Origin of the sequence: Pseudomonas sp. SCB32, assembly GCF_009189165.1 — a bacterium.
Classification (GTDB): Bacteria; Pseudomonadota; Gammaproteobacteria; order Pseudomonadales; family Pseudomonadaceae; genus Pseudomonas.
Genome location: NZ_CP045118.1, coordinates 4,014,242 through 4,030,685, shown reverse-complemented (window position 1 = coordinate 4,030,685; position 16,444 = coordinate 4,014,242). Strand labels below are relative to the sequence as shown.

General features: G+C 64.9%; 11 protein-coding genes. 5 read left to right on the top strand and 6 right to left on the bottom strand.

Annotated features, from left to right (window positions below; all coding sequences use genetic code 11):
- Positions 1-164 precede the first annotated feature (164 nt).
- The 6 genes from guaD to GA645_RS18325 all read right to left on the bottom strand — a co-directional run bounded on the left by guaD (position 165) and on the right by GA645_RS18325 (position 8,057).
- Complete coding sequence (guaD, locus tag GA645_RS18350) at positions 165-1,469, bottom strand: guanine deaminase (protein ID WP_152224413.1); 1,305 nt, start codon at positions 1,467-1,469, stop codon at positions 165-167.
- A gap of 148 nt (positions 1,470-1,617) precedes the next feature.
- Positions 1,618-2,469: a xanthine dehydrogenase accessory protein XdhC gene (xdhC, locus tag GA645_RS18345; protein WP_152224412.1), complete on the bottom strand. Its 852-nt coding sequence runs from the start codon at positions 2,467-2,469 to the stop codon at positions 1,618-1,620.
- A 229-nt stretch (positions 2,470-2,698) separates the two neighbouring features.
- Entirely contained in the window at positions 2,699-5,089 is a 2,391-nt protein-coding gene (gene xdhB / locus GA645_RS18340; protein ID WP_152224411.1) for a xanthine dehydrogenase molybdopterin binding subunit, read from the bottom strand.
- Positions 5,082-6,545, bottom strand: a complete 1,464-nt coding sequence (gene xdhA, locus GA645_RS18335; RefSeq protein ID WP_152224410.1) for a xanthine dehydrogenase small subunit — start codon at positions 6,543-6,545, stop codon at positions 5,082-5,084. The genes xdhB and xdhA overlap by 8 nt, the downstream gene beginning before the upstream one ends.
- Entirely contained in the window at positions 6,542-6,721 is a 180-nt protein-coding gene (locus tag GA645_RS18330) for a hypothetical protein (RefSeq protein WP_152224409.1), read from the bottom strand. Before GA645_RS18330 ends, xdhA begins: the two co-directional genes overlap by 4 nt.
- Positions 6,722-6,923: 202 nt before the next feature.
- Positions 6,924-8,057, bottom strand: coding sequence for an alkane 1-monooxygenase (locus tag GA645_RS18325; RefSeq protein WP_152224408.1), 1,134 nt, complete (start codon positions 8,055-8,057; stop codon positions 6,924-6,926).
- 184 nt (positions 8,058-8,241) lie between these two features.
- Here GA645_RS18325 and GA645_RS18320 point away from each other — a divergent pair, with 184 nt between their 5' ends.
- The 5 genes from GA645_RS18320 to GA645_RS18300 all read left to right on the top strand — a co-directional run bounded on the left by GA645_RS18320 (position 8,242) and on the right by GA645_RS18300 (position 16,402).
- Positions 8,242-8,901: a GntR family transcriptional regulator gene (locus GA645_RS18320; protein WP_152224407.1), complete on the top strand. Its 660-nt coding sequence runs from the start codon at positions 8,242-8,244 to the stop codon at positions 8,899-8,901.
- 17 nt (positions 8,902-8,918) lie between these two features.
- Positions 8,919-12,407: a chromosome segregation protein SMC gene (smc, locus tag GA645_RS18315; protein ID WP_152224406.1), complete on the top strand. Its 3,489-nt coding sequence runs from the start codon at positions 8,919-8,921 to the stop codon at positions 12,405-12,407.
- A gap of 297 nt (positions 12,408-12,704) precedes the next feature.
- Positions 12,705-13,595 carry a cell division protein ZipA gene (zipA, locus tag GA645_RS18310; RefSeq protein WP_152224405.1) on the top strand — a complete coding sequence of 297 codons (891 nt, stop codon included), beginning with the start codon at positions 12,705-12,707 and terminating at the stop codon, positions 13,593-13,595.
- Between the two features lie 88 nt (positions 13,596-13,683).
- A complete protein-coding gene (gene ligA / locus GA645_RS18305; protein WP_152224404.1) occupies positions 13,684-16,071 on the top strand; it encodes an NAD-dependent DNA ligase LigA in 2,388 nt (795 codons plus the stop codon).
- Between the two features lie 52 nt (positions 16,072-16,123).
- A complete protein-coding gene (locus GA645_RS18300) occupies positions 16,124-16,402 on the top strand; it encodes an HU family DNA-binding protein (RefSeq protein WP_152224403.1) in 279 nt (92 codons plus the stop codon).
- Positions 16,403-16,444: the final 42 nt, after the last annotated feature.

Genomic DNA, 16,444 nt, shown 5'->3' with positions numbered 1-16,444 from the left:
AAGGCCTGGGGCGTCACCACGCTTGCCTAGTAGGAGCGCGCCATGCCCGCGATCGCGCGCATGGCGCGCTCCTACAGGGGAAGACTTGCGCGGTACGGGAAAGAAAAGCGACCCCGGCGCCGGGTTGGTCCTGAGCGAGGACCCGGCGCCGGAGCCGTAAGGGGTCAACCGCGGCGATGCACGCTGCGGCCGTGGGCGAAGGTTTCCTTCACGGTACGGTCGTCGCCGAGGATGACCAGTGCGAAGAGTTTCTCCTCCAGGGTCTTGGCCTGCAGCAGGCGGTAGTCCAGCAGCGGGGTGGCCTTGTAGTCGAGGACAACGAAGTCGGCCTCGTTGCCCTGGGCGAAGCTGCCGACCTTGTCCTCCAGCTCCAGCGCGCGGGCGCCGCCGAGGGTGGCCAGGTACAGCGACTTGAACGGGTCGAGCTTGATGCCTTGCAGCTGCATCACCTTGTAGGCCTCGTTCAGCGACTGCAGCTGGGAGAAGCTGGTGCCGGCGCCGACGTCGGTGCCCAGGCCGACCTTGACCTTGTGCTTTTCCAGCTTCGCCAGGTCGAACAGGCCGCTACCGAGGAACAGGTTGGAGGTCGGGCAGAAGGCCACGGCCGAACCGGTTTCCGACAGGCGCTGGCATTCGCCGTCGCACAGGTGTACGCCGTGGGCGAACACCGAGCGCGGGCCGAGCAGGCCGTGGTGGTCATAGACGTCCAGGTAGCCCTTGCGCTCCGGGAACAGCTCCTTGACCCACTCGATTTCCTTGAGGTTCTCGGACAGGTGCGTGTGCATGTACACGCCCGGATGCTCCTTGAGCAGGCGGCCGGCGGCGTCGAGTTGTTCCGGGGTACTTGTGGGAGCGAAGCGCGGGGTCACCGCGTAGAGCAGGCGGCCCTTGCCGTGCCAGCGCTCGATCAGCGCCTTGCTGTCGGTGTAGCTGCTCTCGGCCGTGTCGGTCAGGTAGTCCGGCGCGTTGCGGTCCATCATCACCTTGCCGGCGATCAGGCGCAGGTCGAGCTTCTCGGCGGCGCCGAACAGCGCGTCCACCGACTGCGGATGTACGGTGCCGAACACCAGCGCGGTAGTGGTGCCGGCGCGCAGCAGTTCCTTGAGGAAGATGCCGGCAACGTCGGCGGCATGGGCCGGGTCGGCGAACTGCTTCTCGGTGGGGAAGGTGTAGGTATTCAGCCAGTCCAGCAGTTGCTCGCCGTAGGAGGCGATCATGCCGGTCTGTGGGTAGTGGATGTGGGTGTCGATGAAGCCGGGGGTGATCAGCGCGTCGTGGTATTGAACCACTTCGACGCCGCCCAGTTGCGGTAGCAGGTCGGCGGCGTGGCCGACGCGGGCAACCTTGCCGTCTTCCACCAGCAGGATGCCGTCCTCGAAATACTGGTAGGACTTCTCCACGCCGACTTCGGCCGGGTCGGCGACGCTGTGCAGGATGCTGGCTCGGTAGGCTTTGGCTTGAGTGCTCATCGATCTCTCGCAAATCGGATTGGCGCGTCATCGGACGCTCTTCGATGGGTATCGCTGGCGCTCCACCCATCCTACAAAAAACAGTTCATGGAACCGTAGGATGGGTGGAGCGGAGCGATACCCATCACGAAACCATGCAGGTCGGAAATCAGGCGCCGCTTTCGGCGGCGCGTGCGCGGCGGCTTGTCGGTAACAGTTTGGCCACGGTGTTCTCGCCCTTGGCGGTCTCCTGACCGAAGGTGGCGTTGTAGGTGGCGATCACCTCGCCGGCGATGGACACGGCGATCTCCACCGGCAGCTTGCCCTTTACCTCGCTGATGCCCATGGGGCAGCGCATGCGCTGCACGGTGTCGGCGGCGAAACCACGGTCGCGCAGGCGGTGTTCGAACTTGGCGCGCTTGGTGTCCGAGCCGATCAGGCCGAAGTAAGTGAAGTCGTTGCGCTCGAGGATCTTCGCGGTCAGCTCCAGGTCCAGCGCATGGTTGTGGGTCATGACGATGAAGTAGCTGCCGGCGGGCATCTCGTCGATCTCGTCGATCACGTCCTCGTTGATCGCGCGGGTGACGCCCTCGGGGATGTGGTCGGGGAATTCGGCCTCGCGCGAGTCGATCCAGCGCACCTTGCACGGCAGGCTGGCGAGCAGCGGTACCAGGGCGCGGCCGACGTGGCCGGCGCCAAACACGGCGATGTGCGCCTGGGGCTGGCCCATGGGTTCGAACAGCAGTACGGTGGCGCCGCCGCAGCACTGGCCGAGGCTGGCGCCGAGGCTGAAGCGCTCCAGCTTCGGTTCGCGCGCGCGGGCCAGCAGCATATCGCGGGCGATCTGCATGGCCTTGAATTCGAGGTGGCCGCCGCCGATGGTGTCGTAGATCTTGTCGGCGCTCACCACCATCTTGGAGCCGGCGTTGCGCGGGGTCGAGCCGCGTTCTTCGATGATGGTCACCAGCACGCTGGCTTCGGCGCGCTGTTGCAGGTCGGCGAGGGCACTGATCCAGTTCATCGTTCGATCCTCGGGTTGAGGGTTCTGTCGCTGTCTTCTGGGTCCCCGCATTCGCGGGGAAGACGAATCGATGCGTGCGGGCGCGATGCGCTTCCGCGTTTTGCTTTGTCGTCATTCCCGCGAACGCGGGAACCCAGAATCCAAGGTAATAGGGTGGGGCGCCGCTGACCCGGGGGAGGACGGGATTGGGGACGTCTTCCCTTGCCAGCGGCACCCCATGGTCACTGCATCACGCCGGCTCGACCTGGGCCGGTGCCTTCTCGACCTGGGCCAGCTTCAGCTTGCGCATCTGCTCCACGCCCCAGAGCACGCGCTCGGGGGTGGCCGGGGCGTCGATCTGCGGCTGGGCGCGGTAGTCGGCCAGGCTCGCCACGGCGTCCTTGATCGCGCAGAACACTGAGATGCCGAGCATGAACGGCGGCTCGCCGACGGCCTTGGAGTGGAACACCGTCTGCTCCGGGTTCTTGCGGTTTTCCACCAGCTTCACCCGCAGGTCGATGGGCATGTCGGCGACGGCCGGGATCTTGTAGCTCGCCGGGCCGTTGGTCATCAGCTTGCCCTTGGCGTTCCACACCAGTTCTTCCATGGTCAGCCAGCCCATGCCCTGGACGAAGCCGCCTTCCACCTGGCCGATGTCGATGGCCGGGTTCAGCGAGGCGCCGACGTCGTGGAGGATGTCGCTGCGCAGCATCTTGTACTCGCCGGTGAGGGTGTCGACGATCACCTCCGAGCAGGACACGCCATAGGCGAAGTAGTAGAACGGCCGGCCGCGCGCCTTGGTGCGGTCGTAGAAGATCTTCGGCGTGCGGTAGAAACCGGTGGAGGAGAGCGATACCTGGCCGAAGTAGGCCTGCTGGATCAGCTCCTCGAACGGCAGGATGAGGTCGCGCACGCGCACCTGGTTGTTGCGGAACTCGACGTCTTCCTCGGTCACCTTCCAGTGCCTGGCGGCGAATTCCACCAGGCGCTGGCGGATGATTTCGGCGGCGTTCTGCGCGGCCTTGCCGTTCAGGTCGGCGCCGCTTGATGCGGCAGTCGGCGAAGTGTTGGGCACCTTGTCGGTGTTGGTCGCGGTGATTTGCACGCGGTCGATGTCAACCTGGAAGACCTCGGCCACTACCTGGGCGACCTTGGTGTTCAGGCCCTGGCCCATCTCGGTGCCGCCGTGGTTCAGGTGGATGCTGCCGTCGGTGTAGATGTGGATCAGCGCGCCGGCCTGGTTGAGGAAGGTGGCGGTGAAGCTGATGCCGAATTTCACCGGGGTCAGCGACAGGCCTTTCTTGAGCACCGGGCTATTGGCGTTGAACTCGCGAATCTCGGCGCGGCGCTTGGCGTACTCGGCGCTGGCTTCCAGTTCCTCGGTCATCTCCTCCAGCAGGTTGTGTTCCACCTGCTGGTAGTAATGGGTGATGTTGCGCTCGTCCTTGCCGTAGTAGTTGCGCTTGCGCACTTCCAGCGGGTCCTTGCCGAGGTGGCGCGCGACCGCGTCCATGATCTCCTCGATGGCGACCATGCCCTGCGGGCCGCCGAAGCCGCGGTAAGCGGTGTTCGACGCGGTGTTGGTCTTGCAGCGGTGACCATTCACCGTGGCGTTGCCGAGGAAGTAGGCGTTGTCGGAGTGGAACATCGCGCGGTCGACGATGGAGCCGGAAAGGTCCGGCGAGTAGCCGCAGTTGCCGGCCAGCTCGATGTTGATGCCGTGCAGCAGGCCGTCATCTTCGAAGCCCACGTCGTATTCGACGTAGAACGGGTGGCGCTTGCCGGTCATCTGCATGTCTTCGACGCGCGGCAGACGCATCTTCGCCGGGCGACCGGTGAGGCGCGCAATTACCGCGCACAGGCAGGCCGGAGCGGCAGCCTGGGTTTCCTTGCCACCGAAGCCACCGCCCATGCGGCGCATGTCGATGACCACCTTGTTGAAGGAGATGCCCAGCACTTCGGCGACCAGCTTCTGCACCTCGGTGGGGTTCTGCGTCGAGGTGTAGACGATCACGCCGCCGTCTTCGGTGGGCATCACCGAGGAGATCTGCGTCTCCAGGTAGAAGTGTTCCTGGCCGCCGATGTGCAGGGTGCCCTGGATGCGGTTCGGCGCGGTGGCCAGTTGGCCTTCCGAATCGCCGATCTTGTGCTGGTGGCTGTCGAGCACGAAATGCTTCTTGCGCAGCGCTTCGACCACGTCGAGCACCGGTTCCAGGTCCTCGTACTCGATGATCGCGGCCATGGCCGCCTTGCGTGCGGTTTCCAGGCTGTCGGCGGCGACGGCGATGACCATCTGGCCGACGTACTCGACCTTGCCGTCCGCCAGCAGCGGGTCACCGGCGACCACCGGGCCGATATCCAGCTGACCGGGTACGTCGTCCTTGGTGATGGCGATTGCCACACCGGGGAACTGGTAGCAGGGGCTGACGTCCAGCTTGGTGATGCGCGCATGGGCGCGGTCGCTCATGCGGGCATAGACGTGCAGCTGGTTGGGGAATTCCAGGCGGTCGTCGATGTACTGCGCTTCGCCGCTGACGTGCTTGGGCGCGCTCTCGTGCTTGACGTTGCGGCCCACGCCGGTGGTGAGGTCGGCGCGGAACAGCGCAGTGAGTTCTTCCTGGCTCTTCTGGGGCTTATGCATAGTGGGTCACCCGGGTTACGGCCTGAGGGGCTTCCAGTTCCAGGAAGCACTTGCGCAGCAGGTTCTGTGCGGTAAGCAGGCGGTATTCCTTGCTCGCACGGAAGTCGGTGAGCGGGGTGAAGTCCTCGCTCAGTGCTTGCGCGGCACGCTCGAAGGTGGCGCTGTTGAAGGTCTGGCCGAGCAGCGCGGCTTCGCAGGCTGTGGCGCGTTTCGGGATGGCGGCCATGCCGCCGAAGCCGGTGCGTACGGCGGTGATCTTGCAGTCTTCCACGGTAATCTGGAACGCGGCGCAGACGGCGGAGATGTCGTCGTCCAGGCGCTTGGAGACCTTGTAGGCGCGGAACGCCTGGTTGGCCTGCGGACGCGGGATGATCACCTGCTCGATGAACTCGCCTTCCTGACGCGCGGTGACCTTGTAGTCGATGAAGTATTCATCGATCGGCAGCTCACGGCGTTCGCTGCCCTTGCGCAGCACCAGGCGCGCACCCAGGGCGATCAGCAACGGCGGCGAGTCGCCGATGGGGGAGGCGTTGCCGATGTTGCCGCCCAGGGTGCCCTGGTTGCGGATCTGCAGCGAGGCGAAGCGGTGCAGCAGCTCGCCGAAGTCCGGGTAGTCGCGGGACAGCGCTTCGTAGCAGTCGGTCAGCGGGGTCGCGGCGCCGATCTCGATGCGGTCGTCGAAGACTTCGACGCGCTTCATTTCCTCGACATGGCCGACGTAGATCATCACCGGCAGTTCGCGGTGGAACTGGGTGACTTCCAGGGCCAGGTCGGTGCCGCCGGCCAGCAGGCGAGCCTGCGGATTGGCGGTGTAGATGTCGGCGAGGTCGGCGATGGTCAGCGGCAGCAGGCAGCGCTTGTCGCCGCTGTTGAGCTCGGCAGTCTCGTTGGGCGCGATGGCCTTGAGTTGGGCAATGATTTCGGCTTGGGCGACGTCGAACTGGTCCGGCTGCTTCTGGCAGCAGGACTGCTCGGCGGCATCCAGGATCGGGCGGTAGCCGGTGCAGCGGCACAGGTTGCCTGCCAGCGCTTCATGGGCTTCGGCCTTGCGTTCCTCGACGGTTTCGCCGGCGGTGTTCTTCTGCAGGGCGAACAGCGACATGACGAAGCCGGGGGTGCAGAAGCCGCACTGCGAGCCGTGGCAGTCGACCATGGCCTGCTGCACGCCGTGCAGTTCGCCACGGTGCTTCAGGTCATCGACGCTGATCAGCTGCTTGCCGTGCAGCGAGGAGACGAAGGTCAGGCAGGAGTTGAGGGTGCGGTAGCGGATGCGCTCGGCACCTTTTTCGCCGACCAACTCGCCGACGACCACGGTGCAGGCGCCACAGTCACCGGAGGCGCAGCCCTCCTTGGTGCCGGTCTTGCCCAGGGTCTGGCGCAGGTAGTTGAGCACGGTGAGATTGGGGTCGAGGCGGTCTTCGACGCGCAGCTCGCGGTTGAGCAGGAACCTGATCAAGGCTTGCCTCCAGGCTGATTCTTGTTTTTGGTAGGGCACTTGATGATGAATTTATGAAAAGCTGACTTTTGAGTCAATAAAAATTCCGTCCGAATGGTCAGAAAATTTTTCTGGAGGTGATGAGTGGTGTGGTTGGGATTTGTGTAGGAGCGGGCCATGCGCGCGATCGCGGGCATGGCCCGCTCCTGCAGGGGGCGAAAGGATCTGGGCGTAGGATGGGTGAAGCCTAGGCAATACCCATGCTGGATCGTTGATCGATGGGTATCGCTTCGCTCCACGCCATCCTACGAGAGCGCAGCACCGTCGCGACCAGGCGGCAGAAAGAAAAAAGGCGGCAAGCCGGGGTGGGGCTTGCCGCCAAGGCGTGGAACGCTTTCGTCAGGCTTGCTGGGTGGCGCTCAGCTGGTATTCCTCGCCGGCGTAGTAGGCGCGCACACGCGGGTTCATCACCGCGCGCCAGAGCGGTGGGAACAGCGCGAGGACGATCATCCCGGCGTAACCGTTGGGCAATTGCGGGCTCTCGTCGAAGTGCCGCAGTACCTGGTAGCGCCGCTTGGCGTTGGCGTGGTGGTCGGAATGCCGCTGCAGGTGGAAGAGGAACAGGTTGGTCAGCAGGAAGTTGCTGTTCCAGGAGTGCTCGTGGGTGGTCCGCTCGTAGCGCCCGCTGTCCAGCCGGCGGCGGTGCAGGCCGTAGTGCTCGACGTAGTTGACGATCTCCAGCAGGGTGAAGGCCATCACCGACTGGCCGATGAAGTAAATTGCGCCGATCCAGCCGAAGGCGATGCTGAAACCCGCCAGGAATAGCGCGCTGATCACGTACCACGCGATCAATTCGTTGCGCCAGTGCAGCGCTGGCAGGCCCTTGCGCTTCAGGCGTTCGCTCTCCAGCTTCCAGGCATTGAGGAAGTTGTACTTGTAGGCGTGGGGCAGGAAGGCGTAGAGGCTCTGGCCGTAGCGTGATGAAGAAGCGTCTTCCGGCGTGGAGACATGCACGTGGTGTCCACGTACATGCTCGACCTTGAAGCCGGCGTAGCACACCGCCGCCAGCAGCAGGCCGCCGGCGTTCTGTTCCAGCTCCGGGTCCTTGTGGATCAGTTCGTGGGAGACGGTGATGCCGATGGCGCCCATCACGGTGCCGACCGAGAGAATCCAGCCCAGCTGGCCGACCCAGTTCCAGGCGTCATAGGTGGCCAGCACCCAGCCACCGTAGGCCAGCATGCCCAGCAGCAGTGGCACGGTGGCCAGGCTCAGCAGGCGATAGTAGCCCTCGCGCTCCATGGGCGGGACTTCCTCCGTTTCGTCGGGGTTGGCCGGATCGCGGCCGACCACGAAGTCCAGCAGCGGAATCACCCCGAACACCACGGTGATCACCAGCCAGGCCCAGGCATTGGGGTAGTTGCTGCCGTACGACCACCAGTAGCTGACGGGAATGCCGAACACCGGCACCAGCCAGATCCAGTAACCGGCCTTTTTCAGGCGCAGCGTCCAGGCGGGGGAGAGAAACGCGAACATGGGCGACTCCCGAACAGTCTTGCGTGTAGGATTGTCAGACAATCCTGCGCCCATTCTTCTCGTCGGATGCACCAACCTTTGTTCTGTCGTCCACCCGCCGGAGGGGATGGTGCGGTAACACCCTGTGTTACACTGCCCGGCCGCACCGCCCCTTCGAAAGCGCCCCCGATCACTAAGGACAACCATGACGTTCAAGGCCCCGGACAGCCTGGCTGAGCAGATCGCGCATCACCTTGCCGAACGCATCATCCGGGGCGAACTCAAGGAGCGCGAGCGCATCCAGGAACAGAAGGTCACCCAGACCCTCAACGTCAGTCGCGGCTCGGTACGCGAGGCGCTGCTGATCCTGGAACGTCGCCATCTTGTGGTGATCCTGCCGCGCCGTGGCGCGCAGGTGTCCGAGCTGTCTGCGGCGCACGTCGAGAGCCTCTACTCGCTGGTTACCGAGCTGTACATCATGCTCGCCAGCAGCGTGGCCCGGCGCTGGCGCGAAGAGGGCGACCTGGAGCCGTTCCTGGCGATCCAGCAGCGCCTGCTGGACAGCCTGGAACGCGGCGACATCAACGCCTTCGTCGAATCCAGCTTCGACATCATGCGCGCCGCCTTCCCGTTCGCCGCCAACCCCTACCTGCAGGAAACCGTGGATAACCTCCTGCCGGCCATCAGTCGCACCTATCATCTGGCCCTGGAACGCCGCAAAGGCGAAATGAGCCAGTTCATCGGCAGCTTCGAGCAATTGCTCCGCGCCGTGGTCGGACGTGACGAGGCAGCGATCCGCGAGGTGCTGCTCGACTACAGTCGGCGCAACAGCCAACTGGTCCTGGCCGCGCTGGCCGAACGATAAGCATCCGGGGGGGGCGCATGCGGCTCAAGTGCATCAAGCTGGCGGGCTTCAAGTCCTTCGTCGATCCGACGACGGTCAGTTTTCCGAGCAACATGGCGGCGGTGGTCGGCCCCAATGGTTGCGGCAAGTCCAACATCATCGACGCCGTTCGCTGGGTAATGGGCGAAAGTTCGGCGAAGAACCTCCGTGGCGAGTCGATGACCGACGTCATCTTCAATGGCTCCAATACGCGCAAGCCGGTGACCCAGGCATCCATCGAACTGGTGTTCGACAACTCCGACCAGACCCTGCTGGGCGAATACGCCAGTTACACCGAGATTTCCATCCGCCGCCGCGTGACCCGCGACGGCCAGAACACCTACTTCCTCAACGGCACCAAGTGCCGGCGCCGTGATATCACCGACATCTTCCTCGGCACCGGCCTTGGGCCGCGCAGCTACTCGATCATCGAACAGGGCATGATCTCCAAGCTGATCGAGGCCAAGCCGGAGGATCTGCGCAACTTCATCGAGGAAGCCGCCGGCATCTCCAAGTACAAGGAGCGCCGCCGCGAGACCGAGAACCGCATCCGCCGCACCCAGGAAAACCTCGCGCGCCTGACCGACCTGCGCGAAGAACTGGAGCGCCAGCTGGAACGCCTGCACCGCCAGGCCCAGTCGGCGGAGAAGTACCAGGAATTCAAGGCCGAGGAACGCGCCCTCAAGGCCCAGCTCGGCGCCTTGCGCTGGCGCGACCTGAACGAACAGGTCGGGCAGAAGGAGAAGGTGATCGGCGACCAGGAAGTGGCCTTCGAGGCCCTGGTGGCCGAGCAGCGCAGCGCCGACGCCAGCATCGAGCGCCTGCGCGACGGCCACCACGAGCTGTCGGAAACCTTCAACCAGGTGCAGGGTCGCTTCTATTCCGTGGGCGGCGACATCGCCCGCGTCGAGCAGAGCATCCAGCACGGCCAGCAGCGCCTGCGCCAGTTGCAGGACGACCTGCGCGAGGCGGAAAAATCCCGCCAGGAAACCGAATCCCACCTGGGTCACGACCGTACCTTGCTGTCCACCCTCGCCGAGGAGCTGGAGCACCTGGCCCCGGAACAGGAAATCAGCGCCGCCGCCGCCGAGGAAGCCACCGTTGGCCTGGAAGAGGCCGAACAGCGCATGCAGGACTGGCAGCAGCGCTGGGATGCCTTCAACCAGCAGAGTGCCGAGCCGCGCCGCGAGGCGGAAGTGCAGCAGTCGCGCATCCAGCACCTCGAACAGAGCCTGGAGCGCCAGGGCGAGCGTCAGCGCCGCCTGAATGATGAGCGCACGCAGCTCGCGGCCGACCCGGAAGACGCCGCGATCCTTGAGCTGAGCGAGCAGGTCGCCGCCATCGAACTGCTGCTGGAAGAGTCACAGATCGAAGAGCAGGAACTGGCCGAGCGCCTGGAGCGCGTGCGCCAGTCCCTGCAGGAAAGCACCGCCGCGCAGCACCAGGCGCAGGGCGAGCTGCAGCGCCTGAATGGCCGCATCGCCTCGCTGGAAGCCTTGCAGCAGGCCGCGCTCGATCCGGGCGACGGCACTGCGCAATGGCTGCGTCAGCAGGGCCTGGAGCAGCGCCCGCGCTTGGCCGAGGGCCTGCGCGTGCAGTCGGGCTGGGAGTTGGCGGTGGAAACCGTGCTCGGCGCCGACCTGCACGGCGTGCTGCTGGACGATGTGAAAGGGTTACCGTTCGATGCGTTGGAGAAGGGCGAGTTGCGCCTGCTCGATCTGGCCGCTGGTGCCGTGTCCCGTCCCGGCAGCCTGTTGGACAAGGTCGAGACCAACGTCGACCTGAGCCACTGGCTGGCCCGCGTGCGACCGGTGGAGAGCCTCGACCAGGCGCTGGCCCAACGTACTTCCCTGGCTGACGGCGAAAGCCTGATCAGCCGCGATGGCTACTGGGTCGGTCGCAACTTCCTGCGTGTGCGTCGCGGCGAATCCGCCGATGGCGGCGTGCTGGCCCGTGGCCAGGAGCTGGAGCGCCTGTACGTCGAGCGCGAAACACTGGAACAGCGCCTCGCCCAAGTCGACGAGCAACTGGTGCGTCTGCGTGATGAACAGCGTCAGGCCGAAGAAGGTCGCGACCAGGTGCGCCGCCGTCTGCAGGACGAAGGGCGCCGCCAGGGCGAGCTGAAGGCTCGGCTGTCGGCGCAGCAGGCGAAGGTTGAACAGCTGACCCTGCGCCGTCGCCGTCTGGACGAAGAGCTGGCTGAATTGGCCGAGCAGCACGCCATAGAGCAGGAGCAGTTGGGCGAAGCCCGCCTGAGCCTGCAGGAAGCGCTGGACGCCATGGCTGTCGACACCGAGCGCCGCGAATCGCTGCTGGCCGAGCGCGACGGCATGCGCGAGAAGCTCGACCGCATCCGCCAGGAGTCCCGCCAGCACAAGGACCATGCCCACCAGCTGGCCGTGCGCGTCGGCTCCCTGCGTGCCCAGCACGAATCCACCCGACAGGCGCTGGAGCGTCTGGACAGCCAGGCGGTGCGCCTGGTCGAGCGTTGCGAGCAGCTCAACCTCAACCTGGAGGAGGGCGCCGCGCCGCTTGAAGAGCTGCGCATGCGCCTGGAAGAGCTGCTCGACCGGCGCATGGCCGTCGAGGATGAGCTCAAGCACGCCCGTCTCGCCCTGGAAGATGCCGACCGCCAGCTGCGCGACGCCGAGAAGCGCCGCACCCAGGCTGAGCAGCAGTCGCAACTTCTGCGTGGCCAACTGGAACAGCAGCGCATGGAGTGGCAGGCCCTGAGCGTGCGGCGCAAGTCGCTGCAGGAGCAGCTCCACGAGGATGGCTACGACCTGCATGGCGTGCTGGGCACCTTGCCCCACGATGCTGTCGAGAAAATCTGGGAAACTCGCCTGGAAGAGCTGGCCGCGCGCATTGGCCGCCTGGGTCCGATCAACCTGGCGGCCATCGATGAATACCAGCAGCAATCCGAGCGCAAACGCTACCTGGACGACCAGAACGACGACCTGGTGGAAGCGCTGGACACCCTGGAAAACGTGATCCGCAAGATCGACAAGGAAACCCGCAACCGCTTCAAGGAAACCTTCGACCAGATCAATGCTGGCCTTCAGGCATTGTTCCCCAAGGTTTTCGGCGGCGGTCACGCCTATCTGGAACTTACCGGCGAGGATCTACTCGATACCGGGGTGGCGATCATGGCGCGCCCGCCGGGCAAGAAGAACAGCACCATCCATCTGTTGTCCGGTGGCGAGAAGGCCCTGACCGCTCTGGCGCTGGTATTTGCGATCTTCCAGCTGAACCCGGCACCGTTCTGCATGCTCGACGAAGTCGATGCCCCACTGGACGATGCCAACGTCGGTCGTTATGCGCGGCTGGTGAAGGAGATGTCGGAGAAAGTGCAATTCATCTATATCACCCACAACAAGATCGCCATGGAGATGGCCGATCAACTCATGGGTGTGACGATGCACGAACCGGGATGTTCGCGCCTGGTAGCAGTGGATGTCGAGGAGGCCGTGGCGCTAGCTGAAGCCTGATTTGGATACAACTTGCAAGGTGGTTTCGGAATACTAGGCTACGCTTGTAAGGCATTGATTATATTGAGGTAGCCGTCGCGGCAGGGGCGAACTCGCGATAGGCTATGAAAAGTTGCAAAGACCGGGGCGGAGTGTCGCCTCAGGCAGTGTAAAGTTGCGTGCGAGCGTGTTAGCTTAACGCCCACTTTTGTATCGCGTGGAAAACATCAGTCAGAACATGAAGTTGGCTCCACGTTTTCAAGGGATAGGATGTCCTTTTCTTCATCATCATTTTTTGTTCAGGGGCTACGGGATTAGATGGATATCGGTCTGCGCGAATGGCTGATCGTCATTGGGCTTATCGTGATCGCCGGCATTCTGTTCGACGGCTGGCGTCGTATGCGGGGTGGCAAGGGCAAGTTGCGCTTCAAACTGGATCGCCACTTCGCCAACCAGCCCGACGATGGGGATGACACCAACCCGGAACTGCTCGGGCCTTCCCGTGTAGTCGAGCACCGCGAGCCGGAGCTGGACGAGGAAGACCTGCCCAAGCTCAGTGCCAAGGAAGCCCGTGGCAAACGCCGTGGTGAGCCGCGCCAGGGGGACCTGAACCTGGACGACCCGGCGCCGAACCTGCTCGGCCCGCTGGATGAAGAGGATTTCCCGAACCCGCTGGACGAAGCCCCACAGGAGAAGGAAAAGCCCAGGAAGGAGCGCAAGAAGGACAAGGAGCGCGCCGCAGCCCCGGCCGCCGCTGCCTCCGCGCCCCTGGCTCCGGTCGAGGAAGTGCTGATCATCAGCGTCATCAGCCGCGACGAGAACGGTTTCAAGGGCCCGGCCCTGCTGCAGAACATCCTGGAAAGCGGCCTGCGCTACGGCGAGATGGACATCTTCCACCGCCACGAGAGCATGGCCGGCAATGGCGAAGTGCTGTTCTCCATGGCCAACGCAGTCAAGCCGGGCACCTTCGATCTGGACAACATCGACCAGTTCAGCACCCGCGCGGTGAGCTTCTTCCTCGGCCTGCCGGGGCCGCGTCATCCCAAGCAGGCGTTCGACGTGATGATCGCCGCCGCGCGCAAGCTGGCCCAGGAGCTCAATGGCGAGCTGAAGGACGAGCAGCGCAGCGTGATGACCGCGCAGACCATCGAGCACTACCGTCAGCGCATCATCGATTTCGAGCGACGCGCCCTGACCCAGAAGCGCTAAGCTTTCCGCACGCTGCACAGAAGCCCCAAGTGACCCTTGGGGCTTCGCATTTCTACCTCAAGCAGAAAAAGCCGCCCGAGATTCCCGCATGACCGATTCCCAGACTGCTGCCGAACGCATCGCCCAGCTGCGCAGCGAACTCGACGACCACAACTACCGCTACTACGTGCTCGACGAGCCAAGCGTGCCGGACGCCGAGTACGACCGCCTGTTCCGCGAGCTGAAGGCGCTGGAAACCGAGCATCCCGAGCTGATCACCCCTGAGTCGCCGACCCAGCGCGTCGGTGGGGCTGCGGCCTCGGCCTTCGGCGAGGTGCGCCATGAAGTGCCGATGCTCAGCCTGGGCAACGCCTTCGAGGAGCAGGACCTGAGCGACTTCGACCGTCGCGTGCGCGAAGGCTTGGCCGATCAGCTGCCGTCTTCCGATCTGTTCGGCGGCGGCGCAGAAGTGGAATACAGCTGCGAGCCCAAGCTCGATGGCCTGGCGGTCAGCCTGCTGTACGAAAACGGTTTGCTCACCCGTGGCGCCACCCGTGGCGACGGCACCACCGGCGAAGACATCAGCGTCAACGTCCGCACCATCCGCAACGTACCGCTGCGCCTGCAGGGCGAGGGCTGGCCGGCGGTGCTGGAAGTGCGCGGCGAGGTGTTCATGTCCAAGGCCGGTTTCGACGCGCTGAACGAGCGGCAACTGGAAGCCGGCGCCAAGACCTTCGCCAACCCGCGCAACGCCGCGGCCGGCAGCCTGCGCCAGCTGGATTCGAAGATCACCGCCAGCCGCCCGCTGGAGTTCTGTTGCTACGGTTTCGGCCGCGTCGAGGGCGGCACGCTGCCGGGCACCCAGGTCGGCATTCTCGAAGCCCTGAAGGGCTGGGGTATCCCGATCAGCCGGGAGCTGAAACTGGCCAAGGGTGTCGAGGGCTGCCGCGCCTACTACGAAGACATCGGAGCCCGCCGCGACAGCCTCGCCTACGAGATCGACGGTGTGGTGTTCAAGGTCAACCGCACCGACTTCCAGCGCGAGCTGGGCTTCCGCGCCCGCGAGCCGCGCTGGGCCATCGCCCACAAGTTCCCGGCGCGGGAAGAGCTCACCGAGCTGCTCGACGTGGAATTCCAGGTCGGCCGCACCGGCGCCGTGACTCCGGTCGCGCGTCTGAAGCCGGTGCAGGTGGCCGGTGTGACCGTGTCCAACGCCACCCTGCACAACATGGACGAAGTCGCCCGATTGGGGCTGATGATCGGCGACACCGTGATCATCCGCCGCGCGGGCGACGTGATCCCGCAGGTCATGCAGGTCGTGACCGAGCGCCGACCGGCGGATGCGCGCCCGGTGGCGATTCCCACCCAGTGCCCGGTGTGCGGCTCGCAGGTCGAGCGTACCCAGCTGGTCAAACGCAGCAAGGGCAAGGAATCGGTCAGCGAAGGCGCCATCTACCGCTGCGTCGGCCGGCTGTTCTGCCAGGCGCAGCTCAAGCAGGCGATCATCCACTTCGTCTCGCGCCGCGCCATGGATATCGACGGCCTCGGCGACAAGATCGTCGAGCAGTTGGTGGACAAGGGCCTGGTGAAGTCGCCGGCCGACCTCTACACCCTGACCTTCGAGCAGGTCATCGAGCTGGAAGGCTTCGCCGAGGTCTCCACGCGCAACCTGCTGGGCTCCATCGCCGACAGCCGCAAGCCGGCACTGGCACGCTTCGTCTTCGCCCTGGGCATCCCCGACGTGGGCGAGGAGACCGCCAAGCTGCTGGCGCGCTCCCTGGGGGCGCTGGCGCGCATTCAGAAAGCGCTGCCGGAGGTGCTCACCTATCTGCCGGACGTCGGTGGCGAAGTGGCCTACGAGATCCACAACTTCTTCGATGACGAGCACAACCGCAGCGTTATCCGGCAATTGCTCGAGCGCGGAATCGAGTTGCAGGACGAGGGCGAGGTCTCCGCCGAGTTCGCCGCCGTCGCGACGCTGGCTGGCTTCATCGACAAGCTGAACATCCCCTTCATCGCAGCGACCGGCGCCGAGAAGCTGGCTGACCGGACCGGCAGCCTCGATGCGCTGATCACCCTCAGCCAGGACTGGCTGGACCTCAGCACCCTCAAGGGCGTCAACGAGAAGGCCAAGCAGTCGGTGCGCGAGTACTTCGCCGACGCCAGCCGTGTAGAGCGCGCCAGGGCCGTCGAGGCGCAGCTGGTGGAGTTCGGCATGCACTGGCGCAGCGAGCGCAAGGTGGTCGAAGGCCTGCCGCTGGCGGGCCAGACCTGGGTGCTCACCGGTACGCTGGAGGCCATGAGCCGCGACGTTGCCAAGGAAAAACTGGAAAGCCTGGGTGCCAAAGTGGCCGGTTCCGTCTCCGCCAAGACCCATTGCGTCGTTGCCGGACCGGGAGCGGGTTCAAAGTTGGCCAAGGCCCAGGAACTTGGCGTCGCCGTGATGGACGAAGAGCAGCTGGTCAAGCTGCTGGCCGACCTCGGCATCGGCGCCTGACACGCCTTCTTCCGATCAAAGAGTCAAGATCAACGCATCAAGGAGATATTCCATGCCCATGACCAAGGACCAACTGGTTCGCGACATCGCCGAATCCCTCGACCTGACCCAGGCCGCCGTGCGCGGCGTGTTCGAGCAGCTGGCGCAGATCGCCCAGGACTCCCTGGAGAACGACGGCGAACTGACCCTGCCGGGTATCGGCAAGCTCAAGGTCAGCGAGCGCGCTGCCCGTGCCGGCCGCAACCCGCAGACCGGCAAGGCCATCCAGATCGCCGCGAAGAAGTCGGTTCGCCTGGTGCCCGCCAAGGCGCTGGTCGACAGCCTGAACTGACCGGCAGGCCCGCCCCGCGCAAAACGGGGCGGGCTGTCTGTT